Genomic DNA, 23,689 nt, shown 5'->3' on the forward strand with positions numbered 1-23,689 from the left:
CCGCCCCGTGACTCGACTGGAGTGCCGCGTACCGGGCGGACGGCCGGGAGGGTCCGGGTCTCGCGGGGCTCCGGCGTACTCGAACCACCGTGCACCGCAAGGGTGTTGACGATCCGTCCGGGGCTCGCACCCCCGTCCGGCTTGCCCGGTAACCTACCGACCGCCTGATCGCCGGGCAAGGGACGGGGCGCCGCCGCCGGGCGGCCGGGCCACCGCGCCGGGCGGCTCCGATGGGCCAGGATGGTGGGCATGACAGCGACGCTGATCGACCTCACCCATCCGGTCACCACCGGGATGCCGGTCTACCCCGGGGACCCGGAGGTGGTGGTGCGGCCCGCGCTGACGACCGCCTCCGACGGGGTCAACGTGCTGGCGCTGCACCTCGGTTCGCAGTCCGGCACGCACGTGGACGCGCCGTACCACGTGGACGTCACCTGGCCGACGCTGGACGGGCTGCCGCTGGCACTGTTCACCGGACCGGCGGTGCTGGCGGACCTGCGCGGGCTGGAGCCGCGCAGCGGGGTGACGGCGGATCAGCTGGCGCCGGCGCTGGCCGGGGCGGCGGAGGGCTCGGTGCTGCTGCTGGTGACCGGCTGGGCCCGGCACTGGGGCACCGACCACTACCTGGCGCACCCGTACCTCACCCCGGAGGCCGCCGAGGCGGTGGTCGCGGCCGGCATCCGCTCGATCGGGGTGGACGCGCTGAGCATCGACCTCACCCCGGACCCGGCCCCGGCCGACCCCGCGGTGGCGGCCCTGCTGGACGCCCTCGCCGACGAGCACGACCCGGCCCCGGAGACCGGTTCGCTGGCCGCCCACCGGGCCCTGCTCGGAGCCCCGGGCGGAGCGGTGGTCTGCGAGAACCTGACCGACCTCACCCCTCTGCTGGAGGCCCGCGAGGCCGGCCTCCCGGTGGCGGTCTCCTTCTTCCCGATCCGCCTCACCGCCGCCGACGGCGCCCCCGTCCGGGCGGTCGCCCGCCTGGGCTGAGCCGCCGGCCCCGACGCCGCCCGGGCCGCCCGCCCCACCCCCGCCCTGTCATGGTCTAGACCAACTTCCGGTGCCGCCGCTACGCTCTCGTCATGGCAGAGATCATCGGCGTGATCGAGCGGCTGTGGCGCTACCCGGTCAAGTCGACCGGGGGCGAGCGGCTCGACTCCGTGGAGGTGGACGAGCGCGGGCTGGCGGGCGACCGGCTGTACGCCGTCCGGGACGGGGCCGGGAAGCTCGGCTCCGGGAAGTCCACCCGGAGGTTCCGCCGGATGGACGGACTGCTCCGGCTGGGCTCGCGGCTCGGCACCCGGCTGACCGCCCCCGAACTGCTGGACCCGCTGGGCAAACCGGTCGCCGACCCGGACGCCTTCCTCCGCGCCTACCTCCAGCGCGAGGACGTGGAACTGGCCCGGGAGGACACCGTCTCGCACTTCGACCAGCTGCCGGTCAGCGTGCTGACCACCGCCACCCTGGACTGGCTGCGCGGCCGGCTCCCGCTGACCGCGGTGGACGAGCGCCGCTTCCGGCCGAACGTGCTGCTGCGCACCCCGCCGGGCACCGCCCCGTTCGCCGAGGACGCCTGGTTCGGCCGCAGCGTGGCCGCCCCCACCGGGCTGGTGCTGGACTTCGTCCGCTCCAGCGAACGGTGCGTCATGTCCGGCAGCGCGCAGCCCGGCCTGCCGCACGCCCCCGAGATCCTGAAGACCATCACCCAGGTGCACGACGGGCGGCTGGACGCACTGGCCACCGTGGCACAGCCGGGCCGCCTGCGGGTCGGCGACCGGCTCACCCTGCAGGACTGACCGGCCCGGCCACACCCGGAGCCTCACGGGCCCCGGCCCAGGCGACGGCGGTCAGCGGACGGCAGCGGGCCGCGGCCAGGGCCAGCGCGGTGGCCAGCAGCCCGGCGCAGATCACGCCGCAGGCGATCCGGTAGTCGGCGGCCGAGACCAGCCAGGCCCCGACCGCCACCCCGAGGCCCTGCGGCACCCCGGTCACGAACTGCACCGCCCCGTGCACCCGCCCCAACTGCTCGCGCGGCGACCGGGTCTGAACGGCTGTCACCATGGCCACCACGCACATCGGCAGCCCGGCCCCAGCCACCACCATCGCCGTCACCACCAGGGGCAGCGCCCCGGTGCCCTGGAGCAGCGCCGAGAGGGCGAAGCAGAGCAGCCCGGCCAGCATCAGTCGGCCGAGCCCGACGCCCTGGCCGTACCGCGCCAGCAGCGCGCCGGAGAGGACGGTGGCCACCCCTTGGAGGGTGATCAGCCAAGCCAGGTCGGTGGCCGGGCGGCCGAGCCCTTCGGTGACCATGGCCAGGCCCACCGACTCGAAGAAGCCGAGGAAGAAGAGCGAGCCGGCCACCGCGTACACCACGGCCCCGAGCGGCCCGTCGCCGTGGATCACCGCCTGCCCGCGCCGGACGTCGCGGCCCAGCGCGCGGAGCGAGAAGGGCTCCGGCGCGGCCGCCCGGCCCGTCCGGGGGAGCGTCAGGACCAGGGCGGCGGCGGCCAGGTGGAGCAGGCAGACCGCGGCCGCGGTGAGCCCGATCCCGGCGGCTGCGTACATCCCGACCCCGGCCAGCGGCATGGCCACCCGCAGGCCGCGGTTGACCGTCTGCTGCAGCGCGTTGACCCGGAGCAGCTCGTCCCCGCCGAACAGCCCGGCGACGGCGACCGACTGCGCGGTGTCCGCCATCGCGCCCAGCCCGCCGTAGAGGAGGGCGACCGCGTAGAGCAGCGGCAGCACGGGGCGTCCGCCGTCGGCGGGCTGGAGGACGGTCAGCACGGCGGCACCGGTCAGCAGCGGCAGCATCAGCGCCGTCCGGGCGGGCAGCCGGTCCACCAGGGCCCCGGTGAGCGGCGAGGTCAGGCCGCCCGCGGTCACGAACAGCGTGGTGAGTCCGGCCGCGCCGGAGGAGCCGGTGGCCTGCTGGACCCAGACCGCCAGGGCGAGGGTGAGCAGGTAGCGGGCGGCGGCCGCGAGCAGGCCGACGGCCAGGAAGAGCGGCAGCGGGCCGCGCGGCTGTGCCATGTGAAATGACACTAGTGCGCGACGGCACGGGGGCCAACGGAGTTTCCCCGTCGGCCCCCGTGCGGCGTGCGGTGGGCGGCGCGCGGCTTGCGGCTTGCGGCGCCGGGAGGGTCAGCCGATCCGGATCAGGCCGGCCCGGGCGGTGGCGGGCTTCAGTGCGGGGGTGCCCGCAAAGGAGGCCTGGTAGCCGCCGGAGAGCAGTACGGTGAGCAGCGGCACCAGGCCGCTGCAGGTGGCGGTGCCGTGGGCGTTGGTGACGGCGGTGCAGACGGTGCCGCCGCCGACGGAGAACCTGACGGTCTGTCCGGCCGCCGGGGTGTGCGCGGTGGTGTCGGTCAGGGTGGCGGAGAGCGTCAGCCCGACGGTGAGCCCGCCCGCGCCGACCGAGAACAGGGTGGGTGCGGCGCTCAGCGCGGTGGAGTGCGGGGTGCCCGGGTCGGTGACCACGGTGTACGTGAAGCGGTCGGCCGCACCGGTGGCGCTGGTGCCGCCCGGGGTGGTGACGGTGACGTCGACGGTGCCGCTGCCCGCCGGGGCGACCGCGGTCAGGCGCCCGTCGGAGGCGACGCTGAACGAGGTGGCCTCCGCGGCGCCGAACCTGACCGAGCTCGCGCCCGCCAGGCCGCTGCCGTCGACGGTCACCACGGTCCCGCCGGCGGCCGGGCCGCTCGCCGGGCTGATGCCCGAGACCACGGGGGCGGGCACCGGGGCCTGCGCCCGGACGAAGGCCAGGCCGTACGGGTCGGTGCCGACCGGGACCACGGCGGTCAGGGTGCGGGTGGCGGTGTCCACCACGGAGATCCGGTCGCCCGGGTAGTCGGTGGCGTAGAGGGTGGCCCCGCTCGGGTCCAGCGCGACGCCGCGCACCTTGCCGGCCGCCAGGCTCCCGCTGACGGTCTGGGTGGTGGTGTCCACCACGGTGAGGTTGGCGGCCGCGTTGAAGCTGCCGAGGTAGAGGCTGGCACCGTCCGGGGAGACCACCGCCGCGTTGGTGCCCGCGCCGACCGGCAGGGCCGCGACCACGGTGTTGGTGGCGGTGTCGATGGTGTTGAGGGTGGCGCTGCTGTAGCCGCCGACGTAGACCGTGGCGCCGTCGGGGCTGACCGCGACGGCCTCGGGGAACTGGGCCACGGCGATGGTGGCGGTCACCGTGTTGCTCGCCGTGGAGATCACCGAGACGGTGTTGGAGTCGGAGTCGGCCACGTAGACCCGGGAGCCGTCCGGGGTGACCGCGAGGCCGTAGGGCTGGGAGCCGACCGGGACGGTGGCGGTCACCGTGTTGCCCGCGGTGGAGATCACCGAGACGGTGTTGGCGTTGAAGTCGGCCACGTAGACCCGGGAGCCGTCCGGGCTGACGGCCAGTCCGGTCGGCCCGTCGCCGACCGGGACGGTGGCCGTCACCGTGTTGCTCGCGGTGGAGATCACCGAGATCGCGTCCGAGCCGCTGTCCGCGACGTAGACCCGGCTGCCGTCCGGAGCGGCGGCCACCCCGCGCGGGGCGTCGCCGACCGGGACGGTGGCGGTCACCGTGCCGGTGGCGGTGTCCACCACGGAGACGTCGTCGGTGCCGGAGTTGGCCACGTACAGGTGGCCGGTGCCGGCGGCCGCGGCCGCGTGCGCGGCGCCCGGGGCGGCCAGGGTGGCGGCCGCGGCGAGCGGGGCGGTCAGCAGCAGCGCCGTGAGGGCTGCGGCCGGACGGCGCAGTACAGCGGATATGGGCATGGATGGTCTCTCTGCTCGGACGCCTGGTCGTCAGCTGTGGCGTCAACGGCGGTGGCCCGTCGGACAGTTGACGCGACCTCCGCTGGACGCCATCCGTTGTAGGCGGCCCGCGCGGGGCGCGTCCATCGAACTCCGGATACCGGCGGGCCGCCACACCTTCACCACCACACGTCCACAGCACCGGCACGCCTCGCTCCGCCGGTACGGGCGGGGCGGGGCACGCCCCATGAGTCGATCAGAGCCCCAGCAGTCTCACTGGCCACAGCGCTCGCAGCAGGAGGCGCCCGCAGGAATTCGACCAGCGCGCGCCGCTCGGAACGCGCCGTACACCGGGCCGTGCGCGGGGAACACCCGAACGATCAGTGCGCCTGCACCAGACAGAAGGGGTGGCCCGCGGGATCCACGTAGACCCGCCAGCCGGTCTCCACGTCCTTGCGCACCGCCCCCAGGGCGAGCGCCTTCACCTCGGCCGAGTCCAGGTCCTCCACCTCCACGTCCAGGTGCAGCTGCTGGGGGTGGGCCGGGTCCGGCCACATCGGCGGGCGGTAGTCCTCCACCCGCTGGAAGCCCAGCACCATCCCGCCCGGCAGGTGCACGGTGGACCACTCCTCGTCCAACGACCAGCGCGGGTCCGGCCGGTCGAGCTCGCCGCCGAGCAGCTCGGCGTAGAAGTGGCCCAGCCCGGCCGGGTAGTGACAGTCCAGCACCACGCACTGCAGCTTGCCGATCATCATCCGCTCCTGACCCTGAGTCGTAGGCCTCCAGCATCCCGCCGCCCCCGACACCAGCCGCGCCCGACACGGAGCGCCCCGGCAAGGCGCCCACCGAAACTCCCTCTCCACATCCATCAAGCATCGGGTGACGGAGCGCTACCTAGGATCCACCCAGGGCATCACAAGTAGGATAGTGTGACCAAAAACACAGATCTTGGGGGTTTGGCCGGTGCCGTCGGAACAGCAGGAAGAGGAGTCGGAGTTCGAGGCCGAGGTTCTGCGGGTCTCCCGCGCACTGTTCGCGCCGGAGAACGAGTTCCAGGGGTCCACCTACATCGGGACCGCAGAGCGCGACGGTGTCTTCATCGGGCCGGACTCGGTCACGATCGTCGAGTGCACCGTCTCGCGGCGCAAGGACAAGGCCGAGAAGGATGGCCGCAAGCTGTCCGAAGCCTGCCTGGTCAAAGCACGCCAGTACCCGTTCAAGTCGGTCAAGGGCTTCTTCGTGACACGCGACGAACCCACCGCCGACCAGCGCTCGGCCATCAAGTCACTAGGCCCGCCACTGATCGCTTGCAGCTTCAGTCAACTGCGGAGCCAACTGGTCGACTCCTTGAGGTATCTCGAGCTGCGCGAGTCATATCCTTTCGGCAGCGCGCGCGAGCCCAGCAGTGGTGACCACGGCGACCTCAAACCGTACGTATCCGTCGACCCGGTGGAGAACAGCAGTGGCGACCCGTTCCCGGTCGTCCGGGTGGCCCAGGAGGTGAAGGACGGCAAGTCCGTTCTCCTCTACGGGGATTACGGTGCTGGCAAGAGCATGTTCTTGCGTGAACTTCACCGACGCCTGGCCAAGACCCACCGCGCGAATCCGTTCCGTCCCTTCCCAGTCCTCCTGAACCTGCGGGACCACCAAGGGCAGGTGTATCCCGTCGAGGCGCTGGAGCGCCACGCGCGCTCCATCGGGTTTCCGTCTCCTTCACAGCTGGTGCGCGCTTGGCGGGCGGGAGACGTCACACTCATCCTCGACGGCTTCGACGAGATTGCCACCCCTGGCTGGATCGGCAAGACATCGGCGATGCGGGACATCCGCCGCCGCTCCGTGGAACTCGTCCGACGCTTCTGTCATGAATCCCGCGCCACGACCGCTGTCGTACTGGCCGGGCGCGCGCACTTCTTCGACAGCGAGCGTGAGATGCGCACGGCACTCGGCGCCAGGGAGAACTCGCTCTTCCTAATGGCAGGTGAGCCGACCGAGGAGCAGGCGAAGAAGATCCTCGATGCGTACGGCTGGAACGACGCTCTGCCGGAGTGGCTGCCCTCACGTCCACTTCTGCTGAGCTACCTCGGCTCGTCGAGTGCCCTCCAGGGGTCGATGGAGGGCACGTTCGGCCGCTCGGCTGGAGAAGGCTGGCACATGATGCTGGACCGGATCGCCGAGCGCGAGGCCAGCATGGAGGTGGGGGTGGACGGGTTCACCATTCGCAAGGTGCTGGAACGGCTCGCGACCCACGCCCGGCGCTCCACGGACGGACTCGGACCCATCTCACAGGACGAGCTGACCTCCGTCTTCCAGTCGGTGTGCGGCTACTCCCCGGACGAAGGCTCATACCAACTCCTGCAACGCCTTCCTGGACTGGGCGCGATGGACAGCGTCGACGGCTCCCGACGCTTCGTCGACGTCTCGCTCGCCGACGCTGCCAGAGCCGGCGACCTGGTCGAATGTCTCCTGGCTCCCAACACCGCAAATCCTCTGCAGGACATGTCGGGGAGCGTCGCCTGCCTGGACGAGGTCGGTGTCGACGTGGCTGCGATTCGACTGGAGCAGGACGGTACCGCGAGCCCCGGTCGCGCGTATTCGTCAGCCACCGCGCTCCAACGCCGCGGCATCTCGGATGCGGTCATCGCGGACATCGTCCGTGTGGCCGAGCGGCTCTGGCCGGGCGAGTCGTCCAGGACCCCGATCTCGCTTCACGAGATCGAGCTCCATGGCTTCTCACTGACTGCCGAGGCGACGAGCTACGACTGGCTGAGCTTCCACGACTGCGTCATCCAGGAATTGGACCTCACCGATCACGACGGGTACCCCCTACCGCATTTCCAGGACTGCCTCATCGGGCAGATGACCGGGGTGGCCGGCTGGTCAGCGCTCCAGGAAGGGAACTTTATCGACTGCGAAGTCGCTCAGTTCGACGCGCAAATGTCCACTTCCAAGGGCATTCTCGCCCTGCAGACCACGCCGATGAACAAGGTCCTGCTTACGATCCTGAAGAAGGTTTACGCGCAACGGGGTTCCGGTCGGAAGGAGTCCGCGCTCTTCCGCGGGCTGGATGCCAAGCACCGTGAGCTCGTCCCGGAGGCGGTCCAACGGCTCGTTGCCGCAGGGCTCGTCACCCCGGCACGTACCAGTGGCACCCGGATCTACCTGCCAGTCCGCGGAATGGCGAGCCGGGTCCGTCGAATCCTTCAGGCCCCCCAGTCGAGCGCGGACGGCATTCTCGACTGAACAACACCTGACACCGGGCGGACTCCGTCCTCGGGCCCGCCCGGTGTCAGACCAAGTGTCAGAGCGTGAGCCCGCGCAGGACCAGGTCCAGCAGGGCGAAGACGAAGAGCGAGATGCCGACGAAGCCGTTGGTGGTGAAGAAGGCGCGGTTCAGCTTCGAGAGGTCGTGCGGCTTGACGATGGTGTGCTCGTAGACGAAGGCGCCGGCCACCACCGCCAGGCCGACCCAGAAGGCCGGGCCCGCGTCGGTGAGGAGGGCGTACCAGACGAGCAGGCCCAGGGTGACGGTGTGGCAGATCCGGGCGCCGTACAGGGCGGCCGGGACACCGAAGCGGGCGGGGAAGGAGCGGACGCCCTCGGCGCGGTCGGCCGTCACGTCCTGGGTGGCGAAGATCAGGTCGAAGCCGCCGATCCAGATGCCGACGGCGAGGCCGAGGACGACGGCGTCCCAGGACCAGCTGCCGGTGACGGCGAGCCAGGCGCCGACCGGGCCCATGGCCTGGGCCAGGCCGAGGATGGCGTGCGGGAAGTCGGTGAAGCGCTTGCCGTAGGGGTAGACCACCATCGGGACGACGGCGACCGGGGCCAGGGCCAGGCAGAGCGGGTTGAGCAGGGCCGCCGAGCCGAGGAAGACCAGCAGGGCGACGGCGGAGCCGACGTACGCGGTGCGCATGGAGACGGCGCCGGTGACCAGTTCGCGGTTGGCGGTGCGCGGGTTCCGGGCGTCGATCTCGCGGTCGATGATCCGGTTGGCGGCCATCGCGAAGGTGCGCAGGCCGACCATGCAGACGGTGACCAGCGCCAGGGTGCCCCAGTGCATCCGGCCGTCGTGGAGGTACATCGCGGTGAAGGCGGCGATGTAGGCGAACGGCAGGGCGAAGACCGAGTGCTCGATCAGGACGAGGTTGAGGAAGGCCCGGACCTTGTTCGGGGGGACGGCGGCGACGGAGGTCACAGGCCGTACTCCTTCCAGCGGCGGTCGACCAGCGCGGCGGTGGCCGGGTCGGAGCTGACCATCTCGGGCCAGCCGCCGTCCCGGGTGTAGCCCTCCTCGGGGAGCTTGCGGGTGGCGTCGATGCCCGCCTTGCCGCCCCAGAACTGCTGGTAGGAGGCGTGGTCCAGGTGGTCCACCGGGCCCTCGACCACGCTCAGGTCGCGGCTGTAGTCGACGTTGCCCAGGGCCCGCCAGGCGACCTCCTGGTAGTCGTGCACGTCGCAGTCGGCGTCCACCACGATGATCAGCTTGGTCAGCGACATCATGTGGGCGCCCCAGATGGCGTGCATCACCTTCTGGGCGTGCTTGGGGTACTTCTTGTCGATCGAGACGATCGCGCAGTTGTGGAAGCCGCCGGCCTCGGGGAGGTTGTAGTCCACGATGTCCGGGATGATGATCTTGAGCAGCGGCAGGAAGAACCGCTCGGTGAACTTGCCCAGCGGCCCGTCCTCGGTCGGCGGCCGGCCGACCACGATGGACTGCAGCAGCGGGCGCCGGCGCATCGTCACGCAGTCGATGGTGAGCGCCGGGAAGGGCTCCTGCGGGGTGTAGAAGCCGGTGTGGTCGCCGAACGGGCCCTCGGGCAGCATCTCCCCGGGCTCCAGCCAACCCTCCAGCACCACCTCGGCGTTGGCCGGCACCTGGAGCGGGACGGTCTTGCAGTCCACCATCTCGATCCGCTTGCCGGAGACGAAGCCGGCGAACAGGTACTCGTCGATGTCGCCGGGCAGCGGCGCGGTGGAGGCGTAGGTGACGGCCGGCGGGCAGCCGAAGGCGATCGCGACCGGCAGCCGCTCGCCGCGCTTGGCGGCCTTCGCGTAGTGGTTGCGGCTGTCCTTGTGGATCTGCCAGTGCATGCCGATGGTGCGCTTGTCGTGGCGCTGCAGCCGGTAGAGGCCGAGGTTGCGGACGCCGGTCTCCGGGTCCTTGGTGTGGGTCAGGCCGAGGTTGAAGAAGGAGCCGCCGTCCAGCGGCCAGGTGAAGAGCGCGGGCAGCTGGTCGAGGTCGACCTGATCGCCCGTCAGCACCACCTCCTGCACCGGGGCGTCGGCGGACTTCACGTTCTTCGGCGGCACGTGGGCCATCGAGGCCAGCTTGCCGAAGGCGTCCCGGAAGCCGGTGAAGCCCTGCGGCAGCTCGGGCTTGAGCAGCCCGGCGATCTTGTCGGCGATCTCCTCGGGGCCCTTGAGGCCGAGCGCCTTGGAGAGCCGCCGCTCGGTGCCGAAGACGTTCATCGCCAGCGGCATCGAGGCGCCCTTGACGTTCTCGAAGAGCAGCGCGGGGCCCTTGGCCTTCTGCACCCGGTCGACGATCTCACCGACCTCCAGGTACGGATCGACCTCGGTCTTGATCCGCTTGAGGTCGCCCTCACGCTCGAGGGCCCGGAGAAACGAACGGAGATCGTCGTATGCCATGTGGGCCAGTATCCGATACTGGCTAGTCTGGCCACGCCAAGAGGGCCCCGTCCGCCACTTCCGGGGAGAGACGCACCGTGTTGAGGATCCTGCCGCCCCTGCTCGTACTCGCCCTGTGGATCTGGGCGTTCATCGACTGCCTGACCACTCCGGAGGAGGAGGTCAGGTACCTGCCCAAGGTGATCTGGGTCATCATCGTGCTGCTCTTCCCGCTGGTCGGCTCGATCGCCTGGCTGGTGGTCGGCAAGCAGCGCGGCGTCCCCCGCCCGGTCCGGGCCTCCGCCGCGCCGGTGGCCCCCGACGACAACCCCGACTTCCTCGCCTCGCTGAAGAAGCAGCAGGCCGACCGGGACGCCGAGCACCTCAAGCAGTGGGAGGCCGACCTGCGCCGCCGCGAGCAGGAGCTGCGGGACCAGAAGGACGAACCGGACCGCCCCGACCAGGGCTGACGGACCGCTTTGGCGCATCCCTACGAGCCACGGGGCCCTGCGACACCCTCCGGCAACCTTCCCGCAACACGTCTTCGAACCGGCCCTGACCTGCTCTTTCACCCCCGCTCCAGCCGGACTCCGGAGAACCTCGAACGGCCCGACCACATACTTGGTCGGGCCGTTTTCTGTGCAGCCCTGACAGCTTCTGGCGCTCGACCTTGTACGGAATCGACGCCGAGACGGACCCGTGATCCCTCGTAGTGTCGTAGGTGAAGAAGTGTTCGCAGTGATCGGCCCGCCCACAGCGGCCCCGTAGCCGGACAGTTCCCCCAGACTTGGAGTGGTTCGAGATGACGGTTGTGCCCGAGGCTCCTGCCGGTGGCCAGGCCATCGAGACCCCGGCGGACGCCCGGGGCCGGGTGGCGGAGCTGCACGCACTGCGCGGCCAGGTCCTGAACGGCCCGAGCGAGAAGGCCACCGAGGCCCAGCACGCCAAGGGCAAGCTGACGGCCCGTGAGCGGATCGAACTCCTGCTGGACGAGGGCTCCTTCCACGAGGTCGAGCCGCTCCGGCGCCACCGCGCCACCGGCTTCGGCCTGGAGCACAAGAAGCCGCACACCGACGGCGTGATCGTCGGCTGGGGCACCGTGCACGGCCGCACCGTCTTCACCTACGCCCACGACTTCCGGATCTTCGGCGGCGCGCTCGGCGAGGCCCACGCGCAGAAGATCCACAAGATCATGGACATGGCCATCGCGGCCGGTGCCCCGCTGGTCTCGCTCAACGACGGCGCCGGCGCCCGCATCCAGGAGGGCGTCACCGCCCTGGCCGGGTACGGCGGCATCTTCCAGCGGAACACCCGGGCCTCCGGCGTGATCCCGCAGATCTCGGTGATGCTCGGCCCGTGCGCCGGCGGTGCCGCGTACTCCCCCGCGCTGACCGACTTCGTCTTCATGGTCCGCGAGACCTCGCAGATGTTCATCACCGGTCCGGACGTGGTCCAGGCCGTCACCGGCGAGAAGATCAGCCAGAACGGCCTGGGCGGCGCCGACGTGCACTCCTCGGTCTCCGGCGTCTCGCACTTCGCCTACGACGACGAGCAGAGCTGCATCGAGGAGGTGCGCTTCCTGCTCTCGCTGCTGCCGCAGAACAACCGCGAGATGCCGCCGGTCGCGCCCAACGACGACCCGGTGGAGCGCCGCAACGAGTCGCTGCTGGACCTCGTCCCGGCCGACGGCAACCGCCCGTACGACATGCGCAAGGTGATCGAGGAGATCGTCGACCACGGCGAGTTCCTGGAGGTCCACGAGCGCTGGGCGACCAACGTGCTCTGCGTGCTGGCCCGGATCGACGGCCACGTCACCGGCATCATCGCCAACCAGCCGCAGTCGCTGGCCGGCGTGCTCGACATCAACGCCAGCGAGAAGGCCGCGCGCTTCGTCCAGATGTGCGACGCCTTCAACATCCCGCTGGTGACCATGCTGGACGTGCCCGGCTTCCTGCCCGGCGTGGACCAGGAGCACGACGGCATCATCCGGCACGGCGCCAAGCTGCTGTACGCGTACTGCAACGCCACCGTGCCGCGCATCCAGCTGATCCTGCGCAAGGCCTACGGCGGCGCCTACATCGTGATGGACTCCCGCTCCATCGGCGCGGACCTGTCCTACGCCTGGCCGACCAACGAGATCGCCGTGATGGGCGCCGAGGGCGCGGCCAACGTGATCTTCCGCCGCGACATCAACGGGGCCGAGGACCCGGAGGCGATGCGCGCGCACAAGATCAAGGAGTACAAGAGCGAGCTGATGCACCCGTACTACGCGGCCGAGCGCGGCCTCGTGGACGACGTCATCGACCCCTCCGAGACCCGGGCCGTGCTCGCCTCGGCGCTGGCCATGCTCCGCACCAAGCACGCCGACCTTCCCAGCCGCAAGCACGGCAACCCGCCGATGTAACACGGCGTTTCGCCGCTCGGAACCCACCAGACGCCAAGCCGGGGGAGAAAAGAACCCATGAGCACCGAACCGCTTGTCCGCATCGTCCGCGGCTCGCTCTCCGACGAGGAACTGGCCGCCCTCACCGCCGTCCTGATGGCCCGTGCGGCCGCCGCCCAGACCGCCGCCGCGGCCGCCCCGGCGGTCGAGCCGATCGCCACCTGGTCGCGCATCGAGCGCCGCCCGGCGTACTTCTCCCCCGTCAGCTGGCAGCAGGCGGCCTGACGCACCCTCACGAGGCCCCGGCACCGTACTAGCACGCCAGTGCTGGTGGGCGCCGGGGCTTCGGCACGCTGCCACCCGGACCGGTGAAGTCCACTCGGAGCGGGCCGCTCCGCCTGCCAGGCTCGGTCCATTCGTGGACGCACCGGGGTGGAGGGATCGGCGTGGTGGCAGCGAGCGGGAACGGGAAGCCGGCGGACCGGGGCGCGGAGGCGGTCCGACTCCTCGCCGGGGTGGTCGACCTGGGGCTGGAGCAGGCCGAGGGGCTGCTGCGGCGGCTGCGCGGCACCATGGGCCGCTCCGACCTGAACGAGCTCCTGACGGACGGCCAGGAGGACCTGCGGGCCCGCGGCGAGCTGCTGCTCGGCCGGCTCGCCACCGGCTCCGAGCCGCACATGGAGGCGGTGGCCCGCCGTTCGGCCGCGTACCGGAAGGCCGCGGGCGGTGGGTGAGCCGGCTGCGGCCTGGGACGGCGGACTGAAGGCCCGGGTGGACGGCGAGCTGCACGCGTTCGTCGCCGGGGAGACCGCCCTGCTCACCGCCATCGACCCCGAACTCAAGCCGGTCGCCGAGCAGTTGACCGCTGCCGTGGCCGACGGCAAGCGGCTGCGGGCCGCCTTCGCCTACTGGGGCTGGCGGGCGGCCGGGCAGCCCGACAGCGAGGCCATGGTGCGGGCCGCCACCGCCATGGAGCTGGTGCACGCGGCGGCCGTGGTGCACGACGACCTGATCGACGACAGCCCCGTCCGCAGAGGTGCCCCCACCGCCCACCTGGCGCTGCGCCGGGCCGTCCCCGAGGGGCCCGGCCGGGAGGCCGCCGGACGGGCGCTGGCCCTGCTGGTCGGCGACCTGCTGACGGCCTGGGCCGGCCAGCTCTTCGCCTCCTGCGGCCTGCCGTCGGGCTACCTGGCCCGGGCCCGTCCGCTCTGGGCCACCCTGGCCCGGGAGTTGGTGGCCGGCGAGTGCCTGGAGGTGCTGCGCACCCGGGGCGCCGCCGCCTCGGAGGCGAGCTCGCTGGAGATCGTCCGCTACAAGACCGCCAAGTACACCGTCGAGCACCCGCTCCACCTCGGTGCCCTGCTGGCCGGTGCGCCCCCGCCCCTGCTCGACGCCTTCACCGCGTACGGGCTGCCGCTCGGCGAGGCCTTCCAGCTCCGCGACGACCTGCTCGGCGTCTTCGGCGACCCCGCGCACACCGGCAAGTCCAACCTCGACGACCTCGCCGGGGCCAAGCCCACCGCCTTGCTGGCCCTCGCCCTGGAGCGCTCCGGCCCCGCCGACCGGGCCCGGCTGCGGCGGTTGCTCGACCGCCCCGGCCACGAGCAGCTGGACGAGCTGCGCGGCCTGCTGGTCCGCTCCGGCGCCAGGGCCCGGGTCGAGGAGCTGATCGAGGAGCGCACCGCCGCCGCGCGCTCCGCCCTGGCCGCGACCGCCCTCCCCGGGCCTGCCGCCGCTGCCCTGCGCGAGCTGGTCGACACCGCCACCGCGCGGACTTCCTGACCCTCCGTCGAATCGATTCGAGGACCCGATGACGTACACCCCCGAACGGATGGACGCCCTGCGGCTGCTCGGCGACCCGCTCGCCGACTCCGTGGTCGCCGCGCTCTTCGAACGCGGCGAGGTCGGCACGTTCAACACCCTGATGCGCTGGTTCGCGCAGAGCGGCCAGCCGCTGCCGGACGACGTCCCCGAGGAGGCGCGGGCCTACCTGGAGGCCACGGCGGTGCCGCCCTCCTGGGTCGACTGGGAGCAGATGGAGAAGGCCCGGCTCTTCTTCATCGACAACAACGTGCACATCTCCACCGCGCTCTCCTTCGCCTCGATGCCCGCCTGCTACGTCGTCCCGCACATCGCCAGGCTGCTCAGCGCGACGCACTCGCTGGCCTACCCGTCGAAGCGGATGGCCGAGACCGGGCAGTTCACCCTCTACCTGATGCGACCCGACGCCTTCGAGGCCGGCGGGCGCTTCCTGCCCGCCGCCCAGAAGGTCCGGCTGCTGCACGCCTCCATCCGGCACCACCTGCGACGGGAGGGGCGGTGGGACGAGGCCGCCCTCGGGGTGCCGATCTGTCAGGAGGACATGATCGGGGGGCAGATGATGTTCTCCGTGCAGGTGCTCGACGCACTGCACCGGATGGGCATCCACATGTCCGACGAAGGCGCCGAGGCCTACTTCTACGCCTGGAAGGTGGTCGGGGCGATCCTCGGGATCGAACTCGACGCGATGCCGGCGGACCTGGACCGGGCCCGGGAGTTCTCCGACCGCTACATGGCCCGCCACATGGGCCCGTCGGAGGAGGGGGTGCTGCTCACCAGGCAGCTGATCGACCTCTACGAGGAGGTCGTGCCGGGGACCTTCTTCGACCCGGTGGTGGCCGCCCTGATCCGCTTCCTGATCGGCGACACCAGCGCCGACTGGCTCCAGGTCCCCCGCTCCCCCTGGGACCGCCTGGTCACCCTCGCCCCGGCCGCCCTCGGCGCCCTGGAGCGCCTGGAGGACGCCTCCCCGCTGGCCGCCTGGGCCCTCGACCACCTCGGCGAGCTGACCACCCGCTTCGAGCTCAGCTCCCTCACCCGCGGCCGCGTCATGCAGTACGCCATCCCCGAGGACCTCAAGGCCGACTACGGCATCACCTCGACGAAGCCCCGCACCGACCCCTGGATTCCCCCGACGTTGACCATCTGACCTCCCGGGGGGGCGCAAGGGCAATTGGTCACCCCGGGGGCGCGAGGAACTGCGCGGGTCGGGAGGCGGCCCACCGGCAACTGAACCGCCGTCAGCCAGTTGCCGGTGCTGCCGTTCCCCCGCGCGCAGTTCCCCGCGCCCCCGGGGTGGCCGATTTCCTACGCAACGACCGCCAAAGCCCCCCGGCCGGCGTGCATGACGCTGAGGTTGGCGGCCAGGTGCTGGGGGTCCTGGGAGAGCCAGAGGCGGACGGTGGCGCCCAGGATGGCGCTCGCGGAGCCGAGGCGGACGCCGGTGAGCTGGGCGACCCGGGCGGCGGCGAGGACCAGGAGGTCGGCCAGGGGGGCCGGCAGCCAGACGGTCTGGGCGCACGGCGCCGGCGGCGCGAGCGCGGCCAGCAGCTTGAACGCGTCCGCGGGCCGGTGCAGCGTCGGCAGGACGTCGAGCAGACCGTCCGCCACGACCTCGGAGACGTCGCTCCGGTGGCCCTGGGCCAGCCGCCGGAGCAGCGCTCTCTCCGCAGCGGTGATTCGGACGGTCAGCATGACCTCGTCGCACTCCGGCATGGGTGCGGCCCTCCTCGCGCTCTTCGTACAGATGGATGGATGTGACCGGGCGTCAGACGCCGGCGTAGGAGTGCTTCCCCGTCACGAAGATGTTGACGCCGTAGTAGTTGAAGAGCCAGCAGGCGAAGGCCAACAACGCCAGGTACGCCGCCTTGCGGCCCTTCCAGCCGGCCGTGGCGCGGGCGTGGAGGTAGCAGGCGTAGAAGACCCAGGTGATGAAGGACCAGGTCTCCTTGGGGTCCCACTCCCAGTACTTGCCCCAGGCCGCCTCGGCCCAGATCGCCCCGGCCACGATGGTGAAGGTCCAGAGCGGGAAGACGATCGCGTTGATCCGGTAGGAGAGCTTGTCGAAGGTGGCGGCGGCCGGCAGGCGGCGCCAGATCGAGGCGGAGGTGCCGAGCGGGCCGGTGGCCTTGCCGTCGGCCATCCGGCGGTCGAAGGAGTCCTTGCCGAGGTAGAGGGCGGTGGCGATGAAGGCCGCGTAGAAGGCGCCGCCGCAGAAGATGGCGGTGGAGACGTGGATGGCCAGCCAGTACGAGTGGAGCGCGGGGACGAGCTGCTCGGACTCGGTGTAGAGCACGGTGACGGCGAGGCCGAGGGTGAGGACGACGGCGACCATCACGGGGAGGCCGAGCCAGCGGACCGGCTTCTTGGCGACCAGCAGGCCGAGGTAGGCGACCACCATGGCGAGGGCGAAGGCGCAGGAGAACTCGTACATGTTGCCCCACGGCCAGCGCATCACCGAGAGGCCGCGGGTGATGACGCCGCCGGCGTGCAGCAGGACGCCGAGGGCGGCGAGCGAGATCGCGATGCGGCCGGCCAGGTCGCCCTTCTCGTTGCCGCCGGCGGCGCCGGGGCCGTCCTCGTCCTGCTCGCCGCGGCCGCTGGTGACCACGGTGGCCCCGGCGTCGGCCAGGGCGGTGCGGGTCAGCGTGGTGGTGCCGCCGCCGGCCGAGGCGACCGTGACGGTGACCTTCTTGGCCTTGCCCTGCCGCTCGGCGGCGGCCACCGCGGCGGCCACGCCGGCCTGCTCGGTGGAGCGGACGGCGACCGCTCCCTTGCTGCCGAAGGTCCACTCGAAGATGTGGGCGAACATGGCGATGACGTACACGGCCATGGCCGAGTAGATCAGCTTGTTCGAGAGGTCGGCCAGACCGGGGTCGACCGATGCGGCGAGGTTCACCGTCTACTCCTTGGAGTCCTGTGCGGTGCGGGCGGGGGTTTCTGACGCTTCGTCGGAGGCGTCCTCGTCCTCGACGGCGGGGGCGTCGTCCTGGAGCTCCACGGCCAGCTCGGCCAGCTCCTCGGCGATCTTGGCGGACTCACTGCGGGCCAGGCCGGCCAGCTCGACCAGGGTGCGGCCGTCGGGGGTGGCCACCGCACGGACCCAGATCCGGCGGCGCTGGATCAGCAGCGAGCCGATCAGGCCGAGGATGGCGGCGACGGCGCCGACCAGGGCGACGGCGTTGCCGGGGCGGTGCGAGACCTCGAAGCTGGCCCACTGCTGGTAGCCCTCGAAGGTGAGGGTGCCGTAGCCGTCGGGCAGGGTCCAGGCCTGACCGGGCTTCAGCTTGGCGCGGGCCAGGTCGCCGTCCTGCTTGAGCTGGGTGAGCTTCCTGGTGTCGAGCTGGTAGACGTTCTGCGGCAGGCCGGAGTCGGTGCCCAGGTCGCCGGCGTAGGCGGTGAGCACCAGCAGCGGGTCGGCGGCGGCCGGGAAGAGCGAGACCGGGCCGGTCTTCTCGAAGCTCTCCGGCGCGGTCGGCAGGAAGTAGCCGTTGAAGCCGAGCTGGGTCCGCTCGCCGTCCTTCTGGCCGTAGTCGCTGACCTTGATGACGCCGGTGGAGGTGAGGTTGCCGTCCTGCGGGAGGAAGGCGGTCGGGCCCGAGTAGACCTTCTCGCCGGCCGCGTTCTTGACGGTGACGACCGGGGCGTAGCCGTGGCCGATCAGGAAGACCTTGGAACCGCCGATCTCCAGCGGGTGGTTGACCTCGATGTCGCCCTTGGTCAGCTTGGACTGGTCGCTGCCGCTCCAGTACCGCACGTGCGCGGTGAACTGGCGGGCCGAGCCGGCCTGCGGGCCGGAGGTGGCGAACTTCGAGGTGAAGTTGTCCAGCTTGAAGCCGAAGGCGTCCAGGTCCTCGACCCCGTAGAAGGCGGAGCCGGTGAAGTCGTCCAGCTGGGTCGCGGTGTTGGAGTAGCCCTGGCCCTCGATCACCAGCTTGCCGCCGGTGCCGCTGGCCAGGCTGGCCCAGGCGAAGCCGGCCAGCAGGGCGAAGAGCGACAGGTGGAAGAGCAGGTTGCCCGCCTCGCGCAGGAAGCCCTTCTCGGCGGCCACCGAGCCGTCGGCCAGGTGGGTGCGGAAGCCGCGCTTCTTCAGCAGCGCGTACGCGGCGGAGTTGACGGCCTTGGCGTCGGCGCCGGTGTGCCAGGCGGCGTGCACCGGCATCCGGGTCAGGTTGCGCGGGGCGGCCGGCGGGTTGGAGCGCAGCACGCCGACGAACTGCCAGGTGCGCGGGACGATGCAGCCCGCCAGCGAGACGAACAGCAGGATGTAGATCGCCGAGAACCAGGCCGAGCTGTAGACGTCGAACAGCTGGAGCTTCTCGTAGACCGGGGTGACGGTCGGGTGCTGGGCCTTCCAGGTGGCGACCTTGAAGGCGTTCTTGCCGTTCTGCGGGATCAGCGAGCCGGGGATGGAGGCCAGCGAGAGCAGGAACAGCAGGATCAACGCGACCCGCATCGAGGTGAGCTGGCGCCACGTCCAGCGCAGCCAGCCGAGCAGGCCGATGCCGACCGGGCCCTGCTCCCCCTCCTCGGGGGCGGAGGTCAGCCGTTCCGCCTCGTTCTCGACGTCGGTGTGGGTGCTCATCAGATTCCGATCGAGGTGGTGGCGGTGAGCGACTGGAGCTCGGTGACCAGGGTGTCCCAGACACCGGTGACCAGCAGCAGGCCGACGGCGACCAGCATGCCGCCGCCGATCCGCATCACCCACTGGTAGTGCTTCTTGACCCAGCCGAAGGCGCCGAGCGCCCGGCGGAAGGCGAGGGCGGCCAGCACGAACGGTACGCCGAGGCCCAGGCAGTAGACGAGCATCAGCAGTCCGCCGCGCCAGGCCGAAGCCTGGTTCATGGCCAGCGAGTTGATCGAGGCCATGGTCGGGCCGATGCACGGGGTCCAGCCGATGCCGAAGACCAGGCCGAGCAGCGGGGCCCCGGCCAGGCCGACCACCGGGCGGCGGTGGGTGCGCAGCTCGCGCATCGAGAAGCCGGGCAGCAGGCCCATGAAGGCCAGGCCCATCCCGATGGTGAGCAGGCCCATCACCACGCTGATGGTCCGCTGGTGCTCGCGCAGGGTCGAGCCGAAGTAGCCGAACAGCGCGCCGCCGGAGACGAAGACCGCGGTGAAGCCGAGGATGAAGAGCAGCGAGCCGAGCAGCATCCGGCCGCGCTTGCCGCCCTTGGCCTCGGCCAGGTCGGCGGCGGAGAAGCCGGTGACGTAGCTCAGGTAGCCGGGCACCAGCGGCAGCACGCACGGGGAGAAGAAGGAGACCAGGCCGGCCGCCAGGGCGATCGGCAGGGCCAGCAGGATCGCGCCGCTGGCCACGGTCTCGTTCTGACCGACCGCCAGGAGGACGGCGCTCACTTCGCCTCGTCCACGACGGGCTTGATCAGGCTCTCCAGGTCCTCGGAGGACAGCGCGCGCATCGCCCGGGCGGCCAGCTTGCCCTCGCGGTCCACCACGATGGTGGTCGGGATGGACTGCGGGTTGAGGCTGCCCTTGGGGAACTTGAGGATCTGGGTGCCGTCCGGGTCGAAGATGCTCGGGTAGGTCACCCCGAAGTTCTTCTCGAAGGCAACCGCGTTGGCCGGCACCGCGTCCCTGGTGTTGATGCCGAGGAACTGCACGCCCTGGTCCTGGTACTTCGCCCAGACCTCCTGCAGACCCTTGGCCTCGGCCCGGCACGGACCGCACCAGGAGCCCCAGATGTTGAGGACCACGACCTTGCCCTTGTAGTCGGCGAGCTTGGCGCTGCCGCCGTCCAGCAGGGTGCCGCCGATCTCCGGGGCCGCCTGCCGCGAGCCGGCCTTGGCGGTGTCGAGACCGCCCTTGCCGGTGACGAAGCCGGTCTGGCCGTCGGAGCTGGCGGAGTCCGCCGTGCAGCCGGTGAGGGCCAGGGCGGCGGCGGCCGCGAGGGCGGCGGCGGGGCGGAGGAAGCGGCGGGTCGTCCCAGACATGTGAAAAGTTTCGCATGGCACTTGGGTCCGTTTTAGGGGGGTCCTACGTTGTCCGTGGGACCCCCCTTGACCTGCGGCGATCGTGCTTATGATCCGCTTAAAACGGACAAAGCGGTGTTGACGTCCCGTCAGGCGCCGAAGCTCTTGCCGACGGGGGCGTCGCCCTTCTTGCCCTTGCCGATCAGGTGGGCCGGCAGCAGGTCGCGGGCCGGCTCCCGGTAGCCGATCGAGACGATCTTGTCGCCCTCGTAGGTGAAGCTGGTCAGCGAGGCCAGCGAGCACTGCCGGCGGCGCGGGTCGTGCCAGAGCCGGCGGCGCTCGGCGAAGGACCGGGCGATCCAGATCGGCAGCTGGTGGCTGACGCAGACCGCCTCGTGGCCGCGCGCCGCGTCCCGGGCCTTGGCGAGGGCGCCCATCATGCGCACCGCCTGCTCGAGGTACGGCTCGCCCCAGGACGGGCGGAACGGGTTGGTCAGGTACTTCCAGTGCGAGGGGTTCTTCAACGAGCCGTCACCGACCCCGAAGGTCTTGCCCTGGAAGATGTTGTCCGCCTCGATCAGCTGCTCGTCCGTCGCGACGGTCAGCCCGTGCGACTTGGCGATCGGCTCGGCGGTCTCCTGGGCGCGCTCCAGCGGGGAGGCCACCACGTACGTGATGTCACGGCCCGCCAGGTCCTCGGCCACCCGGTCGGCCATCTGCCGGCCGAGCTCGGAGAGGTGGTAGTCCGGCAGGCGTCCGTAGAGGATGCCCTCCGGGTTGTGCACCTCACCGTGGCGCATCAGGTGGACGACGGTGATGTCCTTGCTGCTCACTTCTTCGGGCTCCCCCGGGTCAGGCCTGCGCCTCGGCCGCCGCGCGGGCGGCGGCGGGCAGGGCGGCGGCGATCAGTTCCACGGCGCGCTCGTCGTGCGCGGCCGAGACGAACCAGGACTCGAAGGCCGACGGCGGGAGGTAGACCCCCTGCGACAGCATCGACTGGAAGAACGCGGTGAAGCGGAAGGACTCCTGACGCTTCGCCTCGTCGTAGTTGGTGACCGTCTCGTCGGTGAAGAAGACCGAGAACATGTTGCTCGCGGTCTGCAGGCGGTGCGCCACGCCCTCCTTGGCCAGCGCCGCGGAGACCAGTCCGGAGATCTCCGCGGAGACCGCGTCGACCTTGGCGTACACCTCGTCGGTGCAGTGCCGCAGCTGGGCCAGACCGGCCGCGGTGGCGATCGGGTTCCCGGAGAGGGTGCCCGCCTGGTAGACCGGGCCGGCCGGGGCCAGGTGGGCCATCACGTCGGCGCGGCCGCCGAAGGCCGCGGCCGGGAAGCCGCCGCCCATCACCTTGCCGAAGGTCAGCAGGTCCGGCGCCCAGCCCTCGTGGGCCGCCTCGACGCCGTACCAGCCGGCCTTGGAGGTGCGGAAGCCGGTCATCACCTCGTCGGAGATGAAGAGCGCGCCGTTGGCCGTGCAGAGCTCGGAGAGGCCCTTATTGAAGCCCGGCAGCGGGGGCACCACGCCCATGTTGCCCGGGGAGGCCTCGGTGATCACGCAGGCGATCTGGCCCGGGTGCTGCTCGAAGGCCGCCCGGACCGCCGCCAGGTCGTTGTACGGCAGCACGATGGTGTCGCCGGCCTGGGCCCCCGTCACCCCGGGGGTGTCGGGCAGGCCGAAGGTGGCGACGCCGGAACCGGCCGCGGCCAGCAGCGCGTCCACGTGACCGTGGTAGCAGCCCGCGAACTTCACCACCTTGGCCCGGCCCGTGAAGCCGCGCGCCAGCCGGATCGCCGACATGGTCGCCTCGGTGCCGCTGGACACCAGCCGGACCTGCTCGACCGGGGCGATCCGGTCGACGATCTCCTCGGCCAGCTCGACCTCGCCCTGCCCCGGGGTGCCGAAGGAGGTGCCGAGGGCCACCGCCCGCTGCACCGCCTCGATCACCGCCGGGTGGGCGTGGCCGAGGATCATCGGCCCCCAGGAGCAGACCAGGTCCACGTACTCGCGGCCGTCCGCGTCGGTCAGGTAGGGGCCGGTGCCGGACACCATGAACCGCGGGGTGCCGCCGACGGCGCGGAACGCGCGCACCGGGGAGTTGACGCCGCCGGGGGTCACGACCGACGCGCGGTCGAACAGCGACTGGCTCTGCGGGGCCTCGTAGGGGTAGCTCTTCGGGTTGGTCACCCGGACATGGTCTCAAATCGTGTCCTGGACCTCCGCATGTCGGACCCGATCATCTGGAACGATGATCGGGGATGTGTCGGGGTGTGACCGAACCGGACTGTACGGTCTGTAGTGTCGTCGGTACGGTTGTCCGTACCGCCCCGCACCTGACGGTCCGTCCGCCGCTGCACACGCACGTCGGAAACTGACCGGCGAACCGTGTACGGCGGCGTGGAGCGGGTAGTTGGCACGTTCGGAGGGACACCGAGCGTGCGGGGGTCTGTCGATTCCGGCGAATTCCGGTGAGGATGGTCCGAGTGTCCGAGGCGCAGGACGGCCACGAGGAGGCCGCGGGTGGCTCCCGTCGGCGTGCCTGGCGGGCCGGTGCTGCTGGTGGGGGTACGGGTTCGGGCAGGGGAAAGCGGGGTGAAGGCAGCGTGGGAGTCACCTACAAGTACTTCGGAGCACCCGACCGGGCCACCGCCGCCAGAGTCCCCACCGCCCTCGGCCCCGGTGGCCTCGGCCTGGACGCCGGCGAGCTGGGCTCGCTCGGCCGCCTCGGCGACCTGATGGAGACCAGTGGATCGCCCAACGGGCACCTCTCCACCAAGATCAAGCCCGAGACCATGTCCGCGATGGTCCTCACCGGCATCCAGGGCGTGCCGCTCCACCAGGTCCCGCCGCTGGAGCTGGTCGTCCTGCACCCCGACTACGCCGTGGTCCAGCTCCCGCACACCGTGGTCGAGCCGCTGCGCAAGGCCGACGAGACCGAACTCGGCGCCGCCGCCTTCATCTGGTCCACCGTGCCCGACCGCCGCGGCCCCCGGGACGCCTTCGTCATCTACACGATGCTGCACGAGTGGCAGGACTTCGCGAACCGCCTGCACGACGCCGGCCACCAGCTGTACTGCCTCGTCTGGCCCTGACCCGACCCGGGCCGTCCTGACCTGACCTGGCCTGACCTGACGGAGCGTCGGCGGTCCCGGAACGGACGCGACCGGCCCCGGCGGTGGCCGGAACCGGTCGCGGGCCCGCG

General features: G+C 71.5%; 22 protein-coding genes. 10 read left to right on the forward strand and 12 right to left on the reverse strand.

Annotation, left to right across the window (positions count from 1 at the left end):
• Positions 1-249: 249 nt before the first annotated feature.
• Both ACIA8O_RS28780 and ACIA8O_RS28785 read left to right on the forward strand, forming a co-directional pair.
• Positions 250-990 carry a cyclase family protein gene (locus tag ACIA8O_RS28780; protein WP_396296877.1) on the forward strand — a complete coding sequence of 247 codons (741 nt, stop codon included), beginning with the start codon at positions 250-252 and terminating at the stop codon, positions 988-990.
• Positions 991-1,082: 92 nt separating this feature from the next.
• Complete coding sequence (locus ACIA8O_RS28785; RefSeq protein ID WP_396296878.1) at positions 1,083-1,796, forward strand: MOSC domain-containing protein; 714 nt, start codon at positions 1,083-1,085, stop codon at positions 1,794-1,796.
• On the opposite strand, the gene ACIA8O_RS28790 is transcribed toward ACIA8O_RS28785, so the two are convergent.
• The 3 genes from ACIA8O_RS28790 to ACIA8O_RS28800 all read right to left on the reverse strand — a co-directional run bounded on the left by ACIA8O_RS28790 (position 1,780) and on the right by ACIA8O_RS28800 (position 5,483).
• The gene (locus ACIA8O_RS28790; RefSeq protein ID WP_396296879.1) at positions 1,780-3,030 is read right to left on the reverse strand and encodes an MFS transporter; all 1,251 of its coding nucleotides are present in this window, start codon (positions 3,028-3,030) and stop codon (positions 1,780-1,782) included. The genes ACIA8O_RS28785 and ACIA8O_RS28790 overlap by 17 nt on opposite strands.
• 111 nt (positions 3,031-3,141) lie before the next feature.
• Entirely contained in the window at positions 3,142-4,752 is a 1,611-nt protein-coding gene (locus ACIA8O_RS28795) for an IPT/TIG domain-containing protein (protein WP_396296880.1), read from the reverse strand.
• A 359-nt stretch (positions 4,753-5,111) separates the two neighbouring features.
• Positions 5,112-5,483 carry a VOC family protein gene (locus ACIA8O_RS28800; protein WP_396296881.1) on the reverse strand — a complete coding sequence of 124 codons (372 nt, stop codon included), beginning with the start codon at positions 5,481-5,483 and terminating at the stop codon, positions 5,112-5,114.
• Between the two features lie 211 nt (positions 5,484-5,694).
• On the opposite strand from ACIA8O_RS28800, the gene ACIA8O_RS28805 reads away from it, so the two are divergent.
• Entirely contained in the window at positions 5,695-7,971 is a 2,277-nt protein-coding gene (locus tag ACIA8O_RS28805; protein WP_396296882.1) for an NACHT domain-containing protein, read from the forward strand.
• Between the two features lie 58 nt (positions 7,972-8,029).
• Here ACIA8O_RS28805 and mqnP read toward each other — a convergent pair whose 3' ends face one another.
• Entirely contained in the window at positions 8,030-8,926 is an 897-nt protein-coding gene (gene mqnP, locus ACIA8O_RS28810) for a menaquinone biosynthesis prenyltransferase MqnP (RefSeq protein ID WP_396296883.1), read from the reverse strand.
• The gene (locus tag ACIA8O_RS28815; RefSeq protein WP_396296884.1) at positions 8,923-10,380 is read right to left on the reverse strand and encodes a menaquinone biosynthesis decarboxylase; all 1,458 of its coding nucleotides are present in this window, start codon (positions 10,378-10,380) and stop codon (positions 8,923-8,925) included. The genes mqnP and ACIA8O_RS28815 overlap by 4 nt, the downstream gene beginning before the upstream one ends.
• Before the next feature lie 77 nt (positions 10,381-10,457).
• Here ACIA8O_RS28815 and ACIA8O_RS28820 point away from each other — a divergent pair, with 77 nt between their 5' ends.
• From ACIA8O_RS28820 to ACIA8O_RS28845, 6 genes are all read left to right on the forward strand, one after another.
• The gene (locus ACIA8O_RS28820; protein WP_396296885.1) at positions 10,458-10,829 is read left to right on the forward strand and encodes a PLD nuclease N-terminal domain-containing protein; all 372 of its coding nucleotides are present in this window, start codon (positions 10,458-10,460) and stop codon (positions 10,827-10,829) included.
• 332 nt (positions 10,830-11,161) lie between these two features.
• A complete protein-coding gene (locus tag ACIA8O_RS28825; RefSeq protein ID WP_396296886.1) occupies positions 11,162-12,763 on the forward strand; it encodes an acyl-CoA carboxylase subunit beta in 1,602 nt (533 codons plus the stop codon).
• A 57-nt stretch (positions 12,764-12,820) separates the two neighbouring features.
• The gene (locus ACIA8O_RS28830; RefSeq protein WP_396296887.1) at positions 12,821-13,027 is read left to right on the forward strand and encodes an acyl-CoA carboxylase subunit epsilon; all 207 of its coding nucleotides are present in this window, start codon (positions 12,821-12,823) and stop codon (positions 13,025-13,027) included.
• Positions 13,028-13,188: 161 nt separating this feature from the next.
• The gene (locus tag ACIA8O_RS28835; RefSeq protein WP_396296888.1) at positions 13,189-13,476 is read left to right on the forward strand and encodes a polyprenyl synthetase; all 288 of its coding nucleotides are present in this window, start codon (positions 13,189-13,191) and stop codon (positions 13,474-13,476) included.
• Positions 13,469-14,524, forward strand: a complete 1,056-nt coding sequence (locus tag ACIA8O_RS28840; RefSeq protein WP_396296889.1) for a polyprenyl synthetase family protein — start codon at positions 13,469-13,471, stop codon at positions 14,522-14,524. Before ACIA8O_RS28835 ends, ACIA8O_RS28840 begins: the two co-directional genes overlap by 8 nt.
• Before the next feature lie 28 nt (positions 14,525-14,552).
• The gene (locus ACIA8O_RS28845; RefSeq protein ID WP_396296890.1) at positions 14,553-15,710 is read left to right on the forward strand and encodes an oxygenase MpaB family protein; all 1,158 of its coding nucleotides are present in this window, start codon (positions 14,553-14,555) and stop codon (positions 15,708-15,710) included.
• 158 nt (positions 15,711-15,868) lie between these two features.
• On the opposite strand, the gene ACIA8O_RS28850 is transcribed toward ACIA8O_RS28845, so the two are convergent.
• The 7 genes from ACIA8O_RS28850 to hemL all read right to left on the reverse strand — a co-directional run bounded on the left by ACIA8O_RS28850 (position 15,869) and on the right by hemL (position 22,674).
• Positions 15,869-16,276: a hypothetical protein gene (locus ACIA8O_RS28850; protein WP_396296891.1), complete on the reverse strand. Its 408-nt coding sequence runs from the start codon at positions 16,274-16,276 to the stop codon at positions 15,869-15,871.
• Positions 16,277-16,328: 52 nt separating this feature from the next.
• Positions 16,329-17,459 (reverse strand): c-type cytochrome biogenesis protein CcsB, encoded by a 1,131-nt coding sequence (ccsB, locus tag ACIA8O_RS28855; protein WP_396296892.1) that lies wholly within the window; start codon positions 17,457-17,459, stop codon positions 16,329-16,331.
• Positions 17,460-17,462: 3 nt separating this feature from the next.
• Positions 17,463-19,145, reverse strand: a complete 1,683-nt coding sequence (locus ACIA8O_RS28860) for a cytochrome c biogenesis protein ResB (RefSeq protein ID WP_396296893.1) — start codon at positions 19,143-19,145, stop codon at positions 17,463-17,465.
• Positions 19,145-19,918, reverse strand: a complete 774-nt coding sequence (locus ACIA8O_RS28865) for a cytochrome c biogenesis CcdA family protein (RefSeq protein WP_396296894.1) — start codon at positions 19,916-19,918, stop codon at positions 19,145-19,147. Before ACIA8O_RS28865 ends, ACIA8O_RS28860 begins: the two co-directional genes overlap by 1 nt.
• Positions 19,915-20,511, reverse strand: coding sequence for a TlpA family protein disulfide reductase (locus tag ACIA8O_RS28870; protein WP_396296895.1), 597 nt, complete (start codon positions 20,509-20,511; stop codon positions 19,915-19,917). Before ACIA8O_RS28870 ends, ACIA8O_RS28865 begins: the two co-directional genes overlap by 4 nt.
• 128 nt (positions 20,512-20,639) lie before the next feature.
• On the reverse strand, positions 20,640-21,290 hold the full coding sequence (locus ACIA8O_RS28875) for a histidine phosphatase family protein (RefSeq protein ID WP_396296921.1): 651 nt from the start codon (positions 21,288-21,290) through the stop codon (positions 20,640-20,642).
• 52 nt (positions 21,291-21,342) lie between these two features.
• The gene (gene hemL, locus ACIA8O_RS28880; RefSeq protein WP_396296896.1) at positions 21,343-22,674 is read right to left on the reverse strand and encodes a glutamate-1-semialdehyde 2,1-aminomutase; all 1,332 of its coding nucleotides are present in this window, start codon (positions 22,672-22,674) and stop codon (positions 21,343-21,345) included.
• Positions 22,675-23,090: 416 nt separating this feature from the next.
• Between hemL and ACIA8O_RS28885 the strand changes: the two genes are divergently transcribed.
• Complete coding sequence (locus ACIA8O_RS28885; protein WP_057231582.1) at positions 23,091-23,579, forward strand: hypothetical protein; 489 nt, start codon at positions 23,091-23,093, stop codon at positions 23,577-23,579.
• Positions 23,580-23,689: the final 110 nt, after the last annotated feature.

The organism is Kitasatospora sp. NPDC051853 (assembly GCF_044452665.1).
In the GTDB taxonomy this organism is placed as follows: Bacteria; Actinomycetota; Actinomycetes; order Streptomycetales; family Streptomycetaceae; genus Kitasatospora.

What these genes read in the sequence shown, in the direction of transcription:
- ACIA8O_RS28780 (WP_396296877.1), top strand. Translation starts at nt 250, where the DNA reads ATGACAGCGACGCTGATCGACCTCACCCATCCGGTCACCACCGGGATG.
- ACIA8O_RS28785 (WP_396296878.1), top strand. Translation starts at nt 1,083, where the DNA reads ATGGCAGAGATCATCGGCGTGATCGAGCGGCTGTGGCGCTACCCGGTC.
- ACIA8O_RS28790 (WP_396296879.1), bottom strand. Translation starts at nt 3,030, where the DNA reads ATGGCACAGCCGCGCGGCCCGCTGCCGCTCTTCCTGGCCGTCGGCCTG.
- ACIA8O_RS28795 (WP_396296880.1), bottom strand. Translation starts at nt 4,752, where the DNA reads ATGCCCATATCCGCTGTACTGCGCCGTCCGGCCGCAGCCCTCACGGCG.
- ACIA8O_RS28800 (WP_396296881.1), bottom strand. Translation starts at nt 5,483, where the DNA reads ATGATCGGCAAGCTGCAGTGCGTGGTGCTGGACTGTCACTACCCGGCC.
- ACIA8O_RS28815 (WP_396296884.1), bottom strand. Translation starts at nt 10,380, where the DNA reads ATGGCATACGACGATCTCCGTTCGTTTCTCCGGGCCCTCGAGCGTGAG.
- ACIA8O_RS28825 (WP_396296886.1), top strand. Translation starts at nt 11,162, where the DNA reads ATGACGGTTGTGCCCGAGGCTCCTGCCGGTGGCCAGGCCATCGAGACC.
- ACIA8O_RS28830 (WP_396296887.1), top strand. Translation starts at nt 12,821, where the DNA reads ATGAGCACCGAACCGCTTGTCCGCATCGTCCGCGGCTCGCTCTCCGAC.
- ACIA8O_RS28845 (WP_396296890.1), top strand. Translation starts at nt 14,553, where the DNA reads ATGACGTACACCCCCGAACGGATGGACGCCCTGCGGCTGCTCGGCGAC.
- ACIA8O_RS28850 (WP_396296891.1), bottom strand. Translation starts at nt 16,276, where the DNA reads ATGCCGGAGTGCGACGAGGTCATGCTGACCGTCCGAATCACCGCTGCG.
- ACIA8O_RS28860 (WP_396296893.1), bottom strand. Translation starts at nt 19,145, where the DNA reads ATGAGCACCCACACCGACGTCGAGAACGAGGCGGAACGGCTGACCTCC.
- ACIA8O_RS28870 (WP_396296895.1), bottom strand. Translation starts at nt 20,511, where the DNA reads ATGTCTGGGACGACCCGCCGCTTCCTCCGCCCCGCCGCCGCCCTCGCG.
- ACIA8O_RS28875 (WP_396296921.1), bottom strand. Translation starts at nt 21,290, where the DNA reads ATGCGCCACGGTGAGGTGCACAACCCGGAGGGCATCCTCTACGGACGC.